The organism is Cloacibacterium normanense (assembly GCF_002943105.1).
Taxonomy (GTDB): Bacteria; Bacteroidota; Bacteroidia; order Flavobacteriales; family Weeksellaceae; genus Cloacibacterium.
In genome coordinates this window covers 148,984-169,039 of sequence record NZ_PTPZ01000004.1, presented here as the reverse complement: position 1 = coordinate 169,039, position 20,056 = coordinate 148,984, and the positions used below count along the sequence as shown (strand labels likewise).

The 20,056-nt window shown below is 32.4% G+C and carries 15 protein-coding genes; 9 read left to right on the top strand and 6 right to left on the bottom strand.

All coding sequences use genetic code 11. From position 1 onward, the window contains the following. Window positions 1-232 precede the first annotated feature (232 nt). The 5 genes from guaA (at window position 233) to C3729_RS08465 (ending at window position 6,019) form a co-directional block, all read left to right on the top strand. Window positions 233-1,762 (top strand): glutamine-hydrolyzing GMP synthase, encoded by a 1,530-nt coding sequence (gene guaA, locus C3729_RS08485; RefSeq protein WP_104793768.1) that lies wholly within the window; start codon window positions 233-235, stop codon window positions 1,760-1,762. 67 nt (window positions 1,763-1,829) lie between these two features. Further along, entirely contained in the window at window positions 1,830-2,336 is a 507-nt protein-coding gene (locus C3729_RS08480) for a hypothetical protein (RefSeq protein WP_260204505.1), read from the top strand. A gap of 109 nt (window positions 2,337-2,445) precedes the next feature. After that, window positions 2,446-3,579, top strand: a complete 1,134-nt coding sequence (locus tag C3729_RS08475; RefSeq protein ID WP_165785747.1) for a porin — start codon at window positions 2,446-2,448, stop codon at window positions 3,577-3,579. 57 nt (window positions 3,580-3,636) lie between these two features. Further along, entirely contained in the window at window positions 3,637-4,629 is a 993-nt protein-coding gene (locus tag C3729_RS08470) for a hypothetical protein (protein ID WP_104793766.1), read from the top strand. Between the two features lie 37 nt (window positions 4,630-4,666). Next, a complete protein-coding gene (locus C3729_RS08465; RefSeq protein WP_104793765.1) occupies window positions 4,667-6,019 on the top strand; it encodes a DEAD/DEAH box helicase in 1,353 nt (450 codons plus the stop codon). Between the two features lie 33 nt (window positions 6,020-6,052). Here the strand turns inward: C3729_RS08465 and C3729_RS08460 are convergent, their stop codons facing one another. From C3729_RS08460 to C3729_RS08445, 4 genes are all read right to left on the bottom strand, one after another. Beyond that, complete coding sequence (locus C3729_RS08460; RefSeq protein WP_104793764.1) at window positions 6,053-7,012, bottom strand: tetratricopeptide repeat protein; 960 nt, start codon at window positions 7,010-7,012, stop codon at window positions 6,053-6,055. A gap of 21 nt (window positions 7,013-7,033) precedes the next feature. Next, window positions 7,034-7,693, bottom strand: a complete 660-nt coding sequence (locus C3729_RS08455) for a GDSL-type esterase/lipase family protein (protein ID WP_104793763.1) — start codon at window positions 7,691-7,693, stop codon at window positions 7,034-7,036. Window positions 7,694-7,738: 45 nt separating this feature from the next. Further along, the gene (locus tag C3729_RS08450; protein WP_104793762.1) at window positions 7,739-9,109 is read right to left on the bottom strand and encodes an aminotransferase class V-fold PLP-dependent enzyme; all 1,371 of its coding nucleotides are present in this window, start codon (window positions 9,107-9,109) and stop codon (window positions 7,739-7,741) included. Between the two features lie 86 nt (window positions 9,110-9,195). Then, window positions 9,196-10,359, bottom strand: a complete 1,164-nt coding sequence (locus C3729_RS08445; RefSeq protein WP_104793761.1) for an iron-containing alcohol dehydrogenase — start codon at window positions 10,357-10,359, stop codon at window positions 9,196-9,198. A 123-nt stretch (window positions 10,360-10,482) separates the two neighbouring features. On the opposite strand from C3729_RS08445, the gene C3729_RS08440 reads away from it, so the two are divergent. Then, window positions 10,483-13,029: a phosphoenolpyruvate carboxylase gene (locus C3729_RS08440; RefSeq protein WP_104793760.1), complete on the top strand. Its 2,547-nt coding sequence runs from the start codon at window positions 10,483-10,485 to the stop codon at window positions 13,027-13,029. Window positions 13,030-13,105: 76 nt separating this feature from the next. Here the strand turns inward: C3729_RS08440 and C3729_RS08435 are convergent, their stop codons facing one another. Then, complete coding sequence (locus C3729_RS08435; protein ID WP_104793830.1) at window positions 13,106-14,701, bottom strand: S8/S53 family peptidase; 1,596 nt, start codon at window positions 14,699-14,701, stop codon at window positions 13,106-13,108. Window positions 14,702-14,806: 105 nt separating this feature from the next. Here C3729_RS08435 and C3729_RS08430 point away from each other — a divergent pair, with 105 nt between their 5' ends. The 3 genes from C3729_RS08430 to C3729_RS08420 are packed head-to-tail and all read left to right on the top strand — an operon-like array spanning window position 14,807 to window position 17,431. Continuing rightward, window positions 14,807-15,931: a DegT/DnrJ/EryC1/StrS family aminotransferase gene (locus C3729_RS08430; RefSeq protein ID WP_104793759.1), complete on the top strand. Its 1,125-nt coding sequence runs from the start codon at window positions 14,807-14,809 to the stop codon at window positions 15,929-15,931. Between the two features lie 36 nt (window positions 15,932-15,967). Next, window positions 15,968-16,987 carry a UDP-glucose 4-epimerase GalE gene (galE, locus tag C3729_RS08425; protein WP_104793758.1) on the top strand — a complete coding sequence of 340 codons (1,020 nt, stop codon included), beginning with the start codon at window positions 15,968-15,970 and terminating at the stop codon, window positions 16,985-16,987. 6 nt (window positions 16,988-16,993) lie between these two features. Then, a complete protein-coding gene (locus C3729_RS08420) occupies window positions 16,994-17,431 on the top strand; it encodes an adenylyltransferase/cytidyltransferase family protein (protein WP_069798309.1) in 438 nt (145 codons plus the stop codon). Window positions 17,432-17,467: 36 nt separating this feature from the next. Here the strand turns inward: C3729_RS08420 and C3729_RS08415 are convergent, their stop codons facing one another. After that, the gene (locus C3729_RS08415) at window positions 17,468-19,984 is read right to left on the bottom strand and encodes a TonB-dependent receptor domain-containing protein (protein WP_411266655.1); all 2,517 of its coding nucleotides are present in this window, start codon (window positions 19,982-19,984) and stop codon (window positions 17,468-17,470) included. Window positions 19,985-20,056 lie beyond the last annotated feature (72 nt).

Genomic DNA, 20,056 nt, shown 5'->3' with positions numbered 1-20,056 from the left:
TCAATTTTTTTAGGAGCTAATCCTGCTTTCCTCTGCAATCTGTCATTGCGAGCAAAGCGAAGCAATCCCAAGTTTTTTGCTCACAATAACAGGATTTCCGTTGCAATCAGGGCTAGTTACGCTTAGAAATAATAAGTAATTTTTGTTTATTTAGTCGAGTTTCTAAGTCTTGAATTTTTGGTTCTTTTGGTTCAAGCCAAAAGAACATTAAAGTAATAAAATAGAAAAATAAATGAATAAAGGAATCATCATTTTGGACTTCGGTTCACAATATAACCAATTGATTGGTAGAAGAATACGCGAAATGGAAGTGTATTCGGAAATTTTACCTTTTAATACCTCTTTAGAAGAAATAAATTCCAAAAATCCTGCGGGAATTATCCTTTCTGGAGGTCCGAGTTCTGTAAATTCTCCAGATGCACATTTGGTAGAAAAAGAATTATTCGAATTGGGAATTCCAGTTTTGGGAATTTGCTACGGAATGCAACTCACAGCACATCTTTTGGGCGGAAACGTAAAAAAAGGTGAAAAAGGAGAATACGGAAAAGCAACTCTAGAAATCACGAAATCTAATCCACTTTTTACAGGAGTAAGCAGATTTTCTACCGTTTGGATGAGCCATTTTGATGAAGTGGAAACTTTACCAGAGAATTTTGAAATTTCAGCAAAATCTGGAGTAATTGCAGGGATTTTTAACGAAAAGAAAAATATTTATTGCGTTCAGTTCCATCCAGAAGTTTCGCACAGTGAATTTGGAGCTAAAATGCTCGAAAACTTCGTTTTCCAGATTTGTAAAGCAGAAAAAAATTGGAAACTGACCAATTATATTGAAAAAACAGTTGCCGAAATCCGCGAAAAAGTAGGAAATGACAAGGTAATTCTTGGGCTTTCTGGTGGTGTAGATTCATCGGTAGCTGCGGTTCTCATTCATAAAGCTATTGGTGACCAGTTGCAATGTATTTTCGTAGATACAGGACTTTTGCGTAAAGATGAAGGCAAAAAAGTAATGGAAAATTACGGAGAACATTTCCATATGAATATTGATATGGTAGATGCTTCAGAAAGATTTTTGTCAAAATTAGCTGGAGTTTCAGACCCAGAAGAAAAACGAAAAATCATCGGTAGAGAATTTGTGGCCGTTTTCGATGAAGAATCTCACAAATTTGAAGGCGCTAAATTTTTGGCTCAAGGAACTATTTATCCAGATGTTATCGAATCTCAATCGGTAAAAGGACCTTCTGCAGTGATAAAATCTCACCACAATGTAGGTGGATTGCCAGAAGAAATGAAACTTCAACTTCTAGAACCGCTTCGTGAATTATTTAAAGATGAAGTAAGAAAAGTAGGCGAAGAATTAGGAATTCCGCATCATTTGGTTTACAGACATCCATTTCCAGGACCAGGTTTAGGAATCAGAGTTTTAGGAGAAGTAGATGCCGAAAAAGTGAAAATATTACAAGAAGCAGATGATATTTTCATAGAAGAATTGTATAAAAATGAATTGTATGAAAAGGTTTCTCAGGCTTTTGTGGTGTTACTTCCCGTAAAATCTGTTGGAGTAATGGGAGACGAAAGGACGTATGAATACACCGCTGTAGTTCGTTCTGCGAATACTACAGATTTTATGACGGCAACTTTCAGCCATTTTCCTTGGGAATTTTTAGAAAATGTATCGAACAGAATTATCAATGAAGTGAAAGGAATCAATAGAGTCGCTTATGATATTTCGAGTAAACCACCAGCAACGATTGAGTGGGAATAAATTTTAAAATCTTTCATATTAATGAAAGATTTTTTTTATTTTTGAATTACACAAAACACAAATGATTATGAAAAAAATAGCTTCTATTTCGTTTTTTCTGATGGTTAATTTCTTGTTTTCTCAAACTTCTGAATTGAAGTTAGAAGGAGATTATAACGGAGATGGCAAAAAAGAACTTGCATATGCCACAGTTTCAGATTGTAGTGATGAATGCGAAGGAAATTGTATTACTACCATTCATTTTTCCGATGAAAAAATTAAACCGATTGCCATCAAAAATGCTAAAAACGGCGATATCTATAACCTGAAAGATTTAAACAATGATGGCGCAGATGAAATAGGATTTTATCCGAATTGGTGTACCAGTTGTTGGCATTCTTTTTACGTTTACACTTTTAAAAATAATGAATCGAAATTCTTGGTAAAACCTATTCCTACGCATTGTTCGCAGTGGGAAGAAAATAAATTTCCGATTGAAAAAGATCCTCTGAAAAAAGGATTTGTAAGAATTACTTCAAGCGTTTGGAAAAATGATGAAATCAAAGTAGAAACCAAATCTGTGAAGCTCAAATAATGATTTTTATCTTATTTTCTTAAATTATTCTCTGCTTAGCATAATTTAGTCCTTTTTGAATGATAATTTTGCATCTTCAAATTTAAATGATTGTTTAAAATTAATGAAGATGAAGAAAATTCTTTTATTCAGTTTTGTATTGTTCAGTTTGGCGATTTTTGCGCAAAATGTTTCTAAAAAAGATACTATTTCTAACTATTCTAAAATCTTAAGAAACACCAGTTTTAGCGGTTTATTGCAGACCAGATATTTGGTTTCTCTCACCGATAATGTAGATGTAAACGGTGTAAATATAGCAGACCAACAGAAATTAGTATCCAATAGTTTTAATGTAAGAAGAGCAAGATTTTTATTGAAATCTAAAATTAATGACCGTTTTGACTTGGGAATGATGCTTAATTTTGCGGAGTTTAACAGCAGTAACCTTACCGGAAAAGTATTAGAACAAGCTTTTGTAAGATATTCTCATAATAAGCATCTCAAAATTCAATTAGGGCAGTTTCGTCCGTATTTTGGGATAGAAGACGAAATTCCGAGTGAGTTTATCAAATCTGTAGATTTTTCAAATGGTTATTATTTATTGGGGAAAAACGGTTGGCAAAGTTTCCAAACCGGAATTGCTGTTTATGGTGATATCAATAATGCTAAAAATCCTTTGAAATATTATATCGGAGCTACCAATGGAAATTCTCGTGGTTCTGAAATCGATAATGACCAAAGCAAACACGTTTACGCCAGATTAGAAAAGGATTTTAAAGATGATTTAAAAATTGGAGTGAATGGCGGAATTGGCAGTTACATCAATCAATCAGGAAATGTAATCGGGGCCGATGTAGAAAAAACTTTTACCATCAATCCAAAATGGAATCTAGAAATCATCTCTGAATACAAAGAAGGAAACAATTTTTCAGAATTTGGAGTTTCTAAGCTTTCGCCAAAACCAGAGCTGAAAGACTTTAGATTCAGAAGTTTTTATATCAATCCTATTATTCGATATAATCTGAATTCACCAAGACTAAGAAGCATAGAATTCTCTAACCGATATGAATATCTAAATCCTAACTATCAATTAGAAGGCAATGTAAGAACTACTTTTACGCCAATGCTTACATTAGAATTCGCTGACCAATATTTTGCTTGTTTGCAAATAGGAGCAATGATTGATGATTATCAAAAAAATGTTCCACTTACTTCAGAGTATGATCATACTACAATGTTTGTGCAAGTACAAGCGAGATTTTAGTGATAAAAAGCATTTTTTAGTTTCTAAGAAAACCCTTATTTTTAGAAAAATTTTTAAATGAAAAAACTAATAATCTTATTTACCATTTTCAGCAATTCTTTACTTTGGGCGCAATCGCAAGAAAATAATACCATCACTTTTAATTTTGAAAATACGTCTGTTGCTCTTCCTCAATCTAGTTATTACAATACGATACAGATTTTAGATATTAGAAAGCAAAAAGAAGATGTAGGTTTTGTGAAATATGGAGGTCAAAATTCCAAGAAAAAATTATTGCTCTCTAAAACGATAGAAAATATTTTTAAAGATTATTTTAATCAATTGTTACCGCAAAATTCTGCTTCTAAAAATCTTACTTTTCTTTTGAGAGATTTCTATATTTCAGAAACGCCTAATCAAGCTAATTTTCTATTAAAAGGAGCATTTTTTGCTCAAGAGAATGAAACTTACCACTTAATCTCTAAAGTGGAAAAGAAAATATCATTTAATAGCACGGATAAACTCATATCACTTCAAAAACAAGTTAATAATTTGATTTCTACTGAAATTAAAACCGCTATGGAATCTAATACATTTCTAATGGAAAAAGCATTTACATTAAATGATATGATTTCTTATGATGACATAATGAAAAGTGAAATTCCATTGTATAGTAATAATAAATATCCAGACGGTATTTACAAAAGTTTCGAGTCTCTTAAGCATCTGAAACCAGATTTTCCTATTCAGGAAATTGTTTTGTCGCCTTCTGGAATTAAAAAAATTAAATACAAGGACAATTCTGGAGAAATTGTCAATGCAAAACCTATAGCTTATGCTATTGTTAAAGACAATAATATTTATATCAAAGGACTTAATTTCTACGGCGTAATCAAAGAAAAAAATAATTTTTACTTCGTAGGAGAAGTGGTTCAAGGTCCTTCTTTTGGCGATGTACTTCTAGGTACTGCAATTGGTGGAGTAGGAGGCGGAATTGCCATGTCACAATCTACTACACTTACTTATAAATACAGAATAGATTACGAATCTGGTGAGTTTGTAAGAGATTAAAATTTTTGCTCTATTTTAAAAATCGTATTTTTGCCAAATGAAAGTATCATTTGCAGATTTTGATTTGCCAAAACAACTCAACAGCGCTTTAGAAAAATTAGGAATTTCTGAGCCAACACCTATTCAGCTGAAATCCTTTTCACCAATTATGTCTGGAAAAGATGTAATGGGAATTGCACAAACCGGAACCGGTAAAACATTAGCTTATCTTCTTCCAGTTCTTAAAACTTGGAAATACAATAAAAACGGAAGTCCAACTGTACTTATCCTTGTTCCTACGCGTGAATTGGTGGTGCAAGTTGCCGAAGTTGTAGAAAAACTGACAGAAGATATGTCAACTAGAGTTTTAGGCGTTTATGGCGGTGTAAATATCAATACTCAGAAGCTTTTGGTTTATGAAGGTGTAGATATTTTGGTGGGAACTCCGGGAAGAGTAATGGATTTGATGAAAGATGCTGTTTTGAACTTGAAAGATCTAAAAAAACTGATTATCGATGAGTTTGATGAAATGCTTTCATTGGGTTTCAGAAGACAGTTAGAAGATATTTTCACGATGATGAGTGAGCGCAGACAGAACATTCTTTTCTCTGCAACCATGACGGATGATGTAGATGCCATGTTAGACGAATATTTCAAAAATCCACAGGAAATTTCTTTAGCAAGAAGCGGAACTCCACTCGAAAAGATTGCTCAATCTGCTATTCCCGTGAAGAATTTTAATACCAAATTAAATCTATTGGTTCACTTGTTAAGAACGCAGGATGAATTTGAGAAAATTTTAATTTTTGCCAATAATAAGAGACACGCCGATTTAATTTTTAATAAAATAGACGAAGAATTTCCGGGAGAATTTGGGGTGATTCACTCGAATAAATCTCAGAATTTCAGATTGAGAACCATGAAATCTTTCTCAGACAATGAATTGAGAGGAATTATCACCACTGATGTAATGGCGAGAGGTCTTGATATTCCTGATGTTTCTCACGTTTTTAACTTTGAAATTCCAGAAATTCAGGAGCAATATATTCACAGAATTGGTAGAACAGGTAGAGCAGATAAAGACGGAATTGCGATTTCTTTTTATACGCCAAAAGAAGAAGAACGTTTCATAGAACTAGAAATGTTTATGAACAAGGAAGTGAAAAGAGTAGAATTTCCAGAAGAAGTGAAGGTTTCTGAGGTGAAAATCGCTTCAGAAAAAGAAGTTGTAGTGATGAAAAATCCTGTTCAGTATAAAAAAATTGAACCAGGTTCTGCATTCCACGAGAAAAAAGATAAAAATAAAAAAGTGAATCTTGGTGGACCAAGCAAAAGAAAACCACCTAAAACCAAACCAGGAAACAGAGCTCAAGCAAAGGCAAAATCTATTGCGAAGAGAAAGAAGAAATAAAACAAAAACCGCTCCGAATTTCGGAGCGGTTTTTTATTTTGTATTAATGTTATTGGCTTTTAAAATTTCATAAAATTTGTCTTCCTTGCCAAGTTTTTTCATCTCTGCAAAATTGTATCTGATGATGTTTTCTGCATCTGCACGATAAGGAGAGTTATTTTTGATATAAAGATTAAAAGCTTTACACATATAATCTAGACTTTTTTCATATTCTTTTAAATACTGAAAGTAAATTTGACCAATTCCATAATAGATTTCAGGATTTTCGGAGTCTAATTTTTTGAGAAGTTCAAAGGTGTCAATAGCTTTTTGATATTCTTTTTTATAGGTGTATGCAACAGCCAAATTTTGAATAGGAAATGCATGATTTGGGTCTAATTCGATAGATTTTTTATAAGCTTCTATCGCTTCTTCATATTCTCCTAATTGTCTGTAGCAATATCCTAAATTATCCCATGCAAAAGGAAAATTGCTGTCTTCTTTTACTGCTAAAAGAAAATATTCTAATGCTTTTGTGTAGTTTTTATTGTTAGATTGATTTACACCTTTTGTATAATAATCTCTAGCTTTTGGATTTTGAGAAAGCGAATTCTCATTTTCTCTATCATTAGTCGCTAATACGAATTTCATCGATTCGCAATTTGCCATCAAATAATCTTCTAATTCTCTTTTTGAATCTAGGTAATTCTGGGATTTTTCGTCAAAGTTAATGTTGATATTGCTGTCTTTGGTTTTATCTACTGCTGCTAATTTTTTACCTAACATGTAAGCTCCAGTATATTCTTTTACGCAGCCGTTGATTCCTTCAATATTTTCTTTTCTTTTACGGTTAATGACTTCATCTTTTACAGAATCAATGCATTTACAAGTTTTGTCGGCAATTTCTTTTTTAATGCTTTCAATCATTTTATTAACATCTTCTTTAGTCTCTTTCTCTTGAGAAAAAATAGAAATGGAAATCACTGAAAAAAGGAAAATCATTAGTTTTTTCATGGTTATTGGTTTTTAAAGTTTTTATTTTAAATAAGGATACATCACTTTGGTCCAGATTTTATAGCCTTCAGGTTTCATGTGTAGCATGTCTTCTAAGTAAATGTCTTTTCTTACGTTGCCATTTTCATCATTCATACTTTCTGTAATGTCTATAAATTCTGCATTTTTCTTAGCATTCATGAAGTTTTTAATTTTTTTATTCACTTGCTTCATGGTCGGCCAATATTGTTCTCTACTTGGCGAATATTTGATGGAAACATAAACGATATTTGCTTCAGGATAATGAGCTCTTACCGTTTTATAAAATTGTTTAAATCTTTTAAATACTTCTTTTGCAGAAGGTTTTTCGGCATGTGCAATGTCATTTTCGCCGCAATAGATCACCACTTGTTTCGGTTGATAAGGATTGAGTAAATCTTCGGCATAGTAATTTAGATTAAGTAATCTAGAACCTCCAAAAGCTCTATTGATAATGGTTTTGTCAGGGAAATAATCTGCTACGTCTTTCCACATGGTAAAAGATGAACTTCCTAAGAAAAGGATAGCATCTTTTGGTGGCGTTTTTTCTACATCTAATTTTTTAAAATGTTGGATATCATCATAAAAATCTGCTTTTTGAGCAGTTAGAGAACCGAAAATAAATACAAAAAAGAGGAATGAAATTTTAAGAAAATTCTTCATGATAAAAATATTAGGATAAACTTTTCAAATTTAGGGAAACCCAAATTACTTATTGAGTAATTCTCTCATGAAATTCATCAGTTTATCAATATCATTTTTAGTTGTAGCAATTCCTACAGAAATTCTGGTTGCGCCACGCATTTTTCCTAAAAATTTAATCATGTCTTTGTAATCACCTTGTTCGTGAGAAGAGTAGTAGGTTGCTAATTCATTGTCTGTTAAGCAATTATTAACCTCGTCAATACCGGGATTGCAGAAACATCCTGAACGCAACGAAATGTTATGTTGATTCGCCATTTCTTCTATTTGCTCGAATTCATAACGAACGCCTTCTTGATTATAAAAACCTAAAATAATGGTTCCTCCAAGATTTTGATGGTCTTTTGGTCCGAAAATCTGAATTAATTTTCTGCCATTATCGTGTTGTAAACTTTCTAAATTTTCGAATAGATATTTTCTAAGTGAAGCAACTCTTTCATTAATGCGCTGAATTCCTATATTTTCGATATAATCTAAACCAATTTTTACCGCAGGAATGTCTAAATAATTGAGCGTTCCATCTTCAAATCTCTCATGGTTATTAATCAAAAAATGATGAATGGCATTTACCGAAACCAAACTTACGGTTCCACCTGCAAACCAAGGCTTTTGTAGTTTTTTAAACTTTTCTTTATTTACCAAAAGACAACCAATTCCTGTAGGATAACCAAAAATTTTATAAAAAGAAACACATACAAAATCTGGTTTCACTTCTTTTAAATCCAATTGATTGGTCGGGACAAATGCAGCTGCATCTAGTAAAACATCCCAACCTAAATCTTGAGCTTTTTTAATCCAACCTAAATCGTGTTTCACGCCAGAAACGTTTGACTGAGCAGGAAAAGCGAAGAGTTTATTTTCAAAATTTTCAGATTCTTGAAGTTTTTCCATCACGAAATTTTCGTCCATTCTTAAATCCTGATAATAGATAGGAGCGTAAGTAACTTTTCCGCCTTTTGATAGGCAAAATTGACGAATTCCATTTACTGAATTATGGTTGTCTGCAAGAAGTAAGAAATGTGATTTTTCGTTGAAAGGATAAGATTCTCCTACAATTTTCAATGCATTAGAAGCGTTTTGCGTAAAAATGCAGTAGTAATCTTCCGCATTGAAGTAGTCAATCACCTTTTGTCTGGCTTCTTCTACCAATTTTGTAGACAATTGAGAAGTAGGATTGGTAGAATGCGGATTGCCGAGAATATTATTAATCAACAAATCTTGATGTTCCAAAATCTGTGATTTAGCATAGAGATTTCCTCCCGTAAAATCTAGATAAACTTGCTTGTGTGTATCTAAACGTTTGTATTCTACATTTCTCAGAATTTCGAAGAAATCATTGTGTGCTAAAACGGTCTTATTCTCTGCTAATACATTCATTTTTACTTTTTTTCAAAAATAAAAAAAATCACAGAGAATTCTGTGATTTTGTGAAAGTTATTTTGAGCATATAATGAACGAGTTCTTTAGTACGCCATTTCTACAATTTTTTTAGCATCTTCTGGTTTTACAATACCTTTTTCGCCAATCGCTAACCAATTTCTAGCTATGAAAGCTTCTTGAATTTTTTCTGCTGTTCCTTGGTAGTTTTCGGTATACTCAGATAATTTGGTTTTTATCCCTAAACTTTGGAAGAAAGCTTCCATTTTTTCTATTCCTTTCAATGCTTTTTCTTCGGTAGTGCCTTCGGTTACATTCCAAACTCGTTCTGCATATTGTGCTAATTTTTCTTTTTTAGCCTCAAAATTATAACGGTAATGAGAAGGTGCAATAATGGCTAAAGTTCTAGCGTGGTCTATACCAAATTGAGCGGTTAATTCGTGACCAATTCCGTGAATTGCCCAGTCAGAAATGACTCCTTTTTGAATCAATCCGTTTAAAGCCATGGTACAACTCCACATAAAATTAGCAGCTGAATCATAATCGAATTCTTCTTCCATCATTTTTGGAGCAATTTCTTGTAAAGTTTGTAAAATGCTTTCTGCAAAACGGTCTTGAAGTGTAGCAGAAGTTTTTACGGTCATATATTGCTCTAAAACGTGAGTGTAAGCATCTGTAATTCCGTTTGCAATTTGTTTTTTAGGAATCGAACGAATTACTTCCGGATCTAAAATAGAAAACTGTGGGAATAAACCAGGACCTCCCATTCCTAATTTCTGACCGATTTCTCTTCTAGAAACTACTGCGCCAGAATTCATTTCAGAACCTGTTGCAGGAAGCGTAAGTACAGAAGCAAATGGTAAACCTTTTCCTTCTTCAGTTCTAATTCCATTTTTTAAAATATCCCAAGGTTCTCCTTCATAATTGGCTGCTGCAGAAAGGAATTTAACTCCATCAATTACAGAACCACCACCTACTGCTAACATGTAAGTGATGTTTTTTTCTTTAATAATTTTTAAAGCTTCTAATAAAACTTCGTATTCTGGATTTGCAGGAATTCCCCCGAATTCTTCCCACTGATAACCTTCAAGAGCAGATTTTACTTGGTCGTAAACGCCATTGGTTTTAATACTTCCGCCTCCGTAAAGCACTAATATTTTTTCTGTTTTCGGGATTTCTCTAGAAATTTTAGCGATTTCGCCTTTACCGAAAATAATTTTTGTAGGATTTTTAAATTCAAAATTTAACATATCAATAAATTTTTTCCCAAAATTACGAAATAAGATTCCGAAAGTGATGAAAATTAATAAAAATTTAAGATTGAAAATTTCAATAATATGCTATAAATAAAGAGTTTTTAATACCTTTGTTTCATGATTAATGAAGCCCGTTTAGAAAAATTTCGTCAGGTTGTAGAAAATAAATTTCAGATTTATAACAGCCTTTTTATGAGCCTTCCGTATGATAAAATGACCAACATCGGAATGCTTTTGCCGTTTCTTTATGAAGAAAGTAGAGATGGTTACGAAGAAGGAAAATCTCCAGAGGAAATTGTAGAAGAATTCTTCAAAAAACATACAGAAGTTACCACAGAAGAACAGAAGCAGGAACTGCTTTTTAAGATTATTCAATACATTGAAAGGCAAGTGGTGCTTTTTGACAGTATAGAAGATGCTGCTTTTCAACAGTTGCATTCAGAAAGTGATGCAGGAACAGTAATGCAATTGCATGAACGTGCTTTGCAAGAACATAAATTAGGAAAAGTTCGCGAAAAATTAGAAGATTTTGCCATAAAAGTGGTTTTTACAGCGCATCCTACACAGTTTTATCCGAATGCTGTACAAAGAATTTTGCATGATTTACGTTCTGCTATTTTAAAAGATGAAATCAATGAAATAGACCTTTTGCTTCAGCAGTTAGGGAAAACTCCTTTTGTAAATAAAGAAAGACCAACTCCGCTAGATGAAGCTTTGAGCATTATTTTCTACTTGAGATATGTGTATTATGACACCATTGGGGAATTGTATAAAAAACTGAAACAATCTTTCGGAAGTGAATCTTTTGATATTCACCAAGACGTTTTTCAATTAGGTTTTTGGCCAGGAGGAGACAGAGATGGGAATCCTTTTGTGACGGCAGATGTTACGCTGAAAGTTGCCAATGAACTCAGAAATTCTATTCTCAAAAATTATTACAATCATTTAAAAGATTTAAGAAGAAGATTAAGTTTTAGAGGCGTTTCAGAAGTTTTAGAAAAATTGAGCAATGAATTGTACAATAATATTTTCAAAAACGAAAACTCTATTTCTAGCGAAACGATTTTAAAATATTTATCAGAAGCGGAACATATTCTGAAAACTCAGCATAATGGACTTTTTACCAATATTTTGGTAGATTACAGAGACCGAGTTAAGATTTTTGGGACACACTTTGCAACTTTAGATATTCGTCAAGATAGCAGAATTCACCAAAAAGTAATAGATGAATTGGTGACTAAATATTCTAAGCAAAATGTTGCAGAACTTACCAATTCTGAAAAAGTAAATATCTTGATTTCTGAACATATTCTGGCTAATCCGAGTGATTTCGAAGATGAAATTATCAAAGAAACCCTAAAAAGTGTCATCAATGTTAAGGAAATTCAGGTGAAAAATGGTGAAAGAGGAATGCACCGTTACATCATTTCTAATTCTGATACCGTAGAAGATGTGATGAATGTTTTCGCTTTATTTAAAGTGTGTGGTTATCAAGATGAAGACATCAACATAGATATTGTTCCGCTTTTTGAAACTATGGAAGGACTTGCAAATGCAGAAAAAGTGATGCAGGATTTATACAATGATGAAGTTTATCAAAAACATTTGGCGAAGAGAAAAAGAGAACAAACGATTATGCTCGGTTTTTCTGATGGAACCAAAGATGGTGGTTATTTAAAAGCCAATTGGGAAATTTATGCTACCAAAGAAAGACTTTCTAAAATTTCTGAAGTGAATGATGTAAAAGTAATTTTCTTTGACGGTAGAGGTGGACCTCCAGCTCGTGGTGGTGGTAAAACGCACCAGTTCTACGCAAGCCAAGGAAAAACTATCGCCAATAACAAAATAGAATTGACCATTCAAGGTCAAACCATTACTTCGGTTTTTGGAAATAAAGATCAAGCGAAATATAATTTTGAGCAACTTTTGACTGCTGGAATCGAGAATGAAGTTTTTAAAAATCACAAAAAAGATTTAACCGAAAAAGAAAGAACTTTAATCGAAGAATTGGCAGAATTGAGTTATGTGAAGTATGTTGATTTAAAGGAAAATCCACTTTTTGTACCATATTTACAAGAAATAAGTACGCTTCAATATTACGGAAAAACCAACATAGGAAGTAGACCGAGTAAACGTGGTGCAGGAAATGAATTAAAGTTTGAAGATTTAAGAGCGATTCCTTTTGTGGGAAGTTGGAGCCAACTGAAACAAAATGTACCAGGATTTTTTGGTTTTGGAACAGCAATTAAAAAATTAAAAGACGAAGGCAGAATAGAAGAAGTAAAAGATTTATTCAGAAATTCTGATTTCTTCAAAACGTTGGTGCTTAATTCTATGATGGCGATGAATAAATCTTATTTTCCGCTTACGTATTACATGAAAAATCATCCTAAATTTGGTACGTTTTGGCAAGTTTTGTTCAGTGAGTATGAATTGTCTAAAGAAATGATGTTCGAAATTACAGGTTTCCATAGTTTGATGGAAGAAGAACCAGTAGGAAGAAAATCCGTGAAAATTAGAGAAAAAATAGTGCTTCCGTTGTTAAGTATTCAGCAGTATGCACTCATGAAATTACAGAAAAACGAAGGAGATAGAGATGTACTCGAAAAATTGGTAACTCGTTCACTTTTCGGTAATATTAATGCAAGTAGAAATTCGGCGTAAAAGAGTCAGGTAAAAAGAACCAAGTAAAAAGTAAGCCTTCAGATTTTCTGAAGGCTTTTTTTAGAGTTTATTTTTATTATTCTTTGATGAACTTTTCTACAGTTTCAGAAGAAGAGGTTTTGATTTTTAAAAAATACAGTCCTTTTTCTAATTTCTCAATATTAATTTGATTGGTTTTTGATTCGAATAAAAATTGGCCTAAACTATTATAAATAGATGTTTTTTCAATTTTTTCTAAGGAGGAAATATTGATTTCTTGATTTGCAGGATTAGGAAATACAATGAATTTATTTTTTAAGTTATAGTCATTTGTTTTTAAAAAAGAACTGTATGCTTGTCCAAAATTTAAAATTCCATATCCCAACTGGTCAGAATATCCTGGAGATAGTGATGCAGTACTCCTTAAACTATTTTTTACTAAATCTCTATTGGTAGAATTTGGAATCGCTTGAAGTAAACAAGCAATTCCACCAGCTGAAAGTGGTGTAGCATAAGAAGTTCCGTTTCCTGAGTAAGATGCATTGTTATAAGTATAATACGTACTTGTACCTCTAGCAGAAGCATCTGGTTTAATTTTTCCCACAGAATTAGGTCCAAAAGAAGTAAAAACTGAAGGATTTCCTGTGCTGTCTACGCCGCCTATAGTAAAAACTTTTTCATTATCAGCAGGAGTAATAATATATTTCCAAGTTTGGTTTCCTTCATTTCCTGCAGCTACTACTACTATTATTCCTTTTTCTGAAGCAATTTGTGCGGCTCTTGCAATAAAAGAAGTGTTACCATTCATTTGAGCGTAAGTATAATTGTAACGAGTATCATCAAAAAAATCTGCATAACCTAAAGATGTAGATATGAGGTCTACACCTTGTCTATCTGCTTCTTCAGCTGCCTGAATCCAATATAATTCTTCTTCTGGAATTTCTTCATCACCCACTTCCGTAGCATATAAATAAAAATTTGCATCTGGAGCTGAACCTACAAAAATACCATCAATATAACCACCAATAATTCCCAAACAATTTGTTCCGTGGCTATCAAGAGCAGTATTGTAAACATCGTTATTTTTTGAAATAAAATTATAAACGTGTTTAATTTGATTATTGCTTCTCATTCTAGCAAATGCAGAACCAGTATTTACTGTTGGAAATCCAGTATCTATGACTGCAATGGAAACTCCAACGCCTGTAAAACCTTGTACATGAAGTGTTCTCAAGTTTACTTGTTCTATTTGAGCTAAAGAATTTCCGTAATTAAAGTTAATTTTAGCAGATAAATTTTTTGGAAATTTCTCTTTTTTAGAAGTTTTACCAGAAGGGTTTTTCTTTACAAAACTTTCTACTTTTAGCACATAAGATTGAGCCTGTAATTGTGAAATTTGGGTAGAAGTAGCATTCACTGCAACACCATTGAGCCATTTTGATTTATCGTTAACCGTAAAACCCAGATTTTGAATATTCTGAATATAATTTGGTTCTATTGGTGCATCTTGAGCGGTAATAGCTATTCCAAGATTGGTCCTTCTATCAATTGCTTTTTGTGATAATTCTGAAAGAGGATTGGCTAAAAAAGCAGATGCATTTGGCTTATCTTTAAAATATACAAAAACTAGTTCTGTTTGCGAAAAAACAAAACTAAAAATGAAGAGAAAATATAAATGAATGATTTTTTTCATCGTTTCAAAATTTTCTACGAATTTAAAATATTCCAACAATATGTATTTTAAAAAATTCACTTATTTTTCCTTACAAATTCCGTATTTTTGCTAAAATTTTTAGAAATGAAAAAAATCCAAATGGTTGACTTACAAAGTCAGTATCAAAAAATAAAAAATGAAGTTGATGAAAAAGTGCTCAATGTGATGCAAAGTGCACAATTCATTAATGGTCCAGAAGTTCAGAATTTTCAAAAAGAATTAGAGCAATATCTTGGTGTAAAACACGTCATTCCTTGTGCTAATGGTACAGATGCGTTACAAATCGCTTTGATGGCTCTAGATTTACAACCTGGTGACGAGGTTATTACTGCGGATTTCACTTTTGCGGCAACGGTAGAAGTAGTTCATCTTTTAAAATTAAAATCAGTTTTAGTAGATGTAGATTATGATACTTTCAATATTGATATTGAAAAATTAAAAGCTGCGATTACTCCAAAAACGAAAGCGATTATTCCTGTGCATTTGTTCGGACAATGTGCTAATATGGAAGCTGTTTTAGAAGTAGCAAAAGAGCATAATTTATTCGTAGTAGAAGACAATTGTCAAGGAATTGGTGCAGATTATACTTTTTCTGATGGTACAGTAAAAAAATCTGGAACTATGGGAACTATTGGTACCACAAGTTTCTTTCCATCTAAAAATTTAGGTTGTTACGGAGATGGAGGTGCTATTTTTACCAATGATGATGAATTAGCGTACAAAATGCGTGGAATTGTAAACCACGGAATGTACAAGCGTTATTATCATGATGAAGTAGGTGTGAATTCTAGATTAGACAGTGTTCAAGCTGCAGTTCTAAGAGTGAAACTTCCACTTTTAGATTCTTACAACGCTGCAAGAAGAAGTGCGGCAGATTATTATGACAAAGCTTTTGCGAATCATCCAAATATTTTAACACCGAAAAGAGCAGAAAACTCTACTCACGTTTTCCATCAATATACACTCAGAATTTTGAACGGAAAAAGAAACGAATTACAAGCATTCTTAGCCGAAAAAGAAATTCCAGCGATGATTTATTATCCAGTGGCTTTGAGAAAACAAAAAGCCTATTACCAAGAGTCTAATGACGCGGATTTTGTAAATACTGATAAATTATTAGACCAAGTGATTTCTTTACCAATGCACACAGAATTAGAAGAGGAGCAATTGAAGTTTATTACGGATTCTGTATTGGAATTTATGAAATAAGTCTAATTATAATTCTGAAAGCATAACAAAATAATCATGACAATACTCGTAACAGGCGGATTAGGATATATTGGCTCTCATACTGTGGTAGAACTGCTCAATAATAATTTTGATGTAGTTATTATTGATGATTTATCCAATACTGAAAGATTTATCCTTAAAAATATAGAAGAAATCACGGGCAAAAAACCTATTTTCTATCCTTTTGATTTAAAAAGAAAGGAATTATTGAAACAAGTTTTTGATGCTCACAAAATCGAAGGTTGTATTCATTTTGCAGCGTATAAAGCGGTGGGCGAATCTCAAGAAAAGCCCATTGATTATTACGAAAATAACTTGTTTTCGCTGATTAATCTTTTGCAGGAAATGAAAGAAAGAAATATTTCTAATTTTATTTTTAGTTCAAGTTGTACAGTTTACGGACAAGCGGATAAAATGCCAATCGATGAAAATACACCTTTGAAATTGCCAGAATCTTCCTACGGGAAAACCAAACAAATGGGCGAAGAAATTCTGAAAGATTTTGCAACCGCTCATCAGAAAAAAATTACTTTGTTGAGGTATTTCAATCCAATTGGAGCGCATCCTTCAGCGAAATTAGGAGAACTGCCTATCGGAATTCCGAATAATTTGGTTCCTTATGTGATGCAAACCGCAGCTGGAGTTCGTGAGAAACTTTCGGTTTGGGGAGATGATTATCCTACAGAAGATGGAACTGCAATCAGAGACTATATTTATGTGGTAGATTTGGCAAAAGCACATGTAAAAGCTTTGCAGAAATTAATAAATGTGTCCAGCGACACGCTGGTAGATATTTACAATTTGGGAACAGGAAAAGGAAGTTCTGTTTTAGAGGTAGTTCATGCTTTTGAAAAAGCGAATGATGTAGCTGTTCCTTATCAAATTTGTGAAAGAAGAGCAGGAGATATTACCATCGCTTATGCAAATGCTGATAAAGCCGAAAAAGAACTCGGTTGGAAATCTGAAACTTCATTAGAAGAGGCTCTCAGAACTGTTTGGCAATGGCAAAAATATTTAGAAACCAGAGAAAAATAAAATACTATGAAAACTCAAAAAATAGGAATTACCTTTTCATCATTTGATTTGCTTCATGCAGGTCATATCAAGATGTTAGAAGAGGCAAAAACGGTTTGCGATTATTTGATTGTTGGGCTGCAATTAGACCCAGCGTATGATAGACCAACTAAAAATAAACCTACTCAAACGGTTGTAGAACGCTATATTCAGCTAAAAGCTGTGAATGCAGTAGATGAAATTGTTCCATATTACACAGAGCAGGATTTAGAAGATATTTTGAGGTCTTTTGTGATTGATGTGAGAATTATTGGTGATGAATATAAAGACAAAGATTTCACAGGAAGACAATATTGCGAAGAAAAAGGAATTGAAATTTATTACAATAAAAGAGACCACCGCTTTTCTTCCACAGATTTAAGAAAAAGAATCTACGAAGCCGAAAAAGCGAAGCTAGATAAATAAAAAAATCCGAGAAATTTTTCTCGGATTTTGTTTTTATTACATTGGTGGCATTTGGTCATCACCACCTTGGTCATTGCTGTTAATATCTTTTTTCTTCTTAGGTTGATCTACTTTTTCTCCTTGTTTAAATCTGTATGAGAAAGAAAGTGCAAATTGTCTTGGTTGCCACTGCATGTAGTTTTCACGTGTAAATTCTGCAGTTCTTGTTACATTTCTCATTGCTCTGGTATTAAATATATCCTGAATGTTAAATGTAATTGTTCCATTTCCTTTTAAGACTGTTTTAGAAGCACCAAAGTTAATGGCATACATATCTCTTCTATCGGTACTTTTGGTGTTTTCTGCACCTCTGTAGAATCCTTGTAACTGAAAATTAAAGGTTTTGTCTACTTTAAAACTTGTAGTAATTCTAGACCTTACAGATAATCCGCTTCCTTCAAAAGACATTGGTTCTGATAAAATATTACTATCAAAATATATACCTTTATTAGTATATCCAAATAAATCAAAATTACCCATTAGTCTTAACCATTTGGTTGCTTCCCAATTGAAGTTAAGGTCTAATCCATATCTGTCATTAGTTCCAAGGTTAATAGGTTTCGTGTTAAATACACCTTTGTCAGCAAATACAAGCATTTTAACATCATCTTCTGTATGTTTGAAATAAAGAGTAGGATTGATGGTTAATTTATTTTTTGAAATGCTGTATCCTAGTTCAAATGAATCTACATAAGAAGGATTTAAATCAATATTTCCTAAAAATATGTTTTGATTGTCAGAATAACTTGGATTAGGAATCATAAAGAAAGAACGAGGTCTATCTATTCTTTTAGAGTAGTTAACAAGAATTTGGTTGCTCTTGGTGATTTCATAACTTAAGAAAACACTTGGGAATAAATTATTATAACTCTTGTTTTTATCAATGTTATCTGTAGGAATAAGATTTTGATATTTAATATCGATATTAGAATATTCATTTCTAAGACCTAATTGATATCCTAGATTTCCAATTTTGCTTTTAAGCTGTATGTATGCAGCATTAAAAGTTTCTTTATAATCTGCATCATAAGTATATTTAGGTAGGTAAGCAAAATTAGAATTTGCAGATAATCTTTCTTGAACATCATTAGAGTAATTATTAGAGTTAATATCTAATCTATAACCAGCTTCTAATTTAGATTTATCACCAATCGGAAGTTCATAATCTACTTTACCAATGACGTTTTTGTTAGTAGTATTTTGGTTAATTTTATCTTCTAAGACTAAAATGTTATTGTCTTTTTCGTCTACGTGAGTGTCATTTTCTGACTTATTTTTTTGTAGACTTAATGATAATGAAATGTTTTGTCCGTTGTTATCAAATTTATGATCCAATCCGAAGTCTCCTTGTAATGCAAGATTGTCATTATTTCCTCTATTCTCTCTTTTAGTAAAAGATTGAGTTCCATCTAAGAAATAATAATCGTAGTTAATATCTCCAGCATTTTCACTGTTAAATTTTCTAACTGTTCCCGACATGTTTACAGAAGTCTTCTCATTTATATCATAAATGAATCCTGTAGATGCATTATAGTTTTTATTTTTATTCTTAGTAACAGATTCTAAGTCAAAAGAAGTTCTGTCTTTAGGATCTACTGCATTGAAATAATTAGCCTTGTTTGTATTAGTGTTTTTAGATTCTCTATAACCACCACCACCATTTAGAAACCAAGTTAGATTTCCTTTTCTAATGCTGAGATTAGTATTGAGATTGGTTTGTGGTAGATATCCTAAAGTTCCTGTAACGCTTCCGTTAAGACCAATTTTTTTATTCTTTTTTAAGATAATATTTAAAATTCCAGCTGTTCCACTTGCTTCAAATTTAGAAGAAGGATTGGTAATTACCTCAATTCTTTCTATTTGATCTGCGGGAATAGATTGTAATGCATTTGCACCATCATCTATACCAAGTAAAGCAGAAGGTTTTCCATTAATCAAAAATCTTACATTAGAGCTTCCTCTCATCGAAACTGTTCCATCTGTATCTACAGAAATTGAAGGTACATTTTGTAAAACATCTTGAAGGTTTCCACCTTTGCTGATAATATCTTGGTTTACATCATACGTTCTTTTGTCAAGCTCTATTTTGTATGGTTTTGCAGTAGAAGTAAGGGTAACTCCTTCTATATCTTTGGTTTTAGCGCTGGTAACTTGTTGCTCAGATTCTATTTTGATGTTTCCTAAATTAGGATTTTGCCCGATACTTTTGGTAACCACTAATTTTTTGAAATCTACTGCATCAATGGTGATTTCGTAGTTTCCAGGAATAAGGTTGATGGTAAAGTTTCCTTTTTCATCGGTTAAAGTAGCATCGCTAAAAAGCGCAGCATTTTCTTTTACGGTTTTATTGCTAAAAGAGATAGAAGCATAAGCAACAGCATTGTTTTGTGCATCTACAATTTTACCTGAAATTTGTTGTTTTTCTTGCGCAAAAGCCATTGCAGCAGCAGAAAGAACGAGAGTTAGACCTAGTGTTTTTTTGGTAATTAAATTTAGAATTTCTGTTTGAATCATCTTCATTAATTTTTGTGTTGTGAAGCTAAAGTTTTCGCTCCAGATTATTTTTTTAAATTTTTAATAAATAAA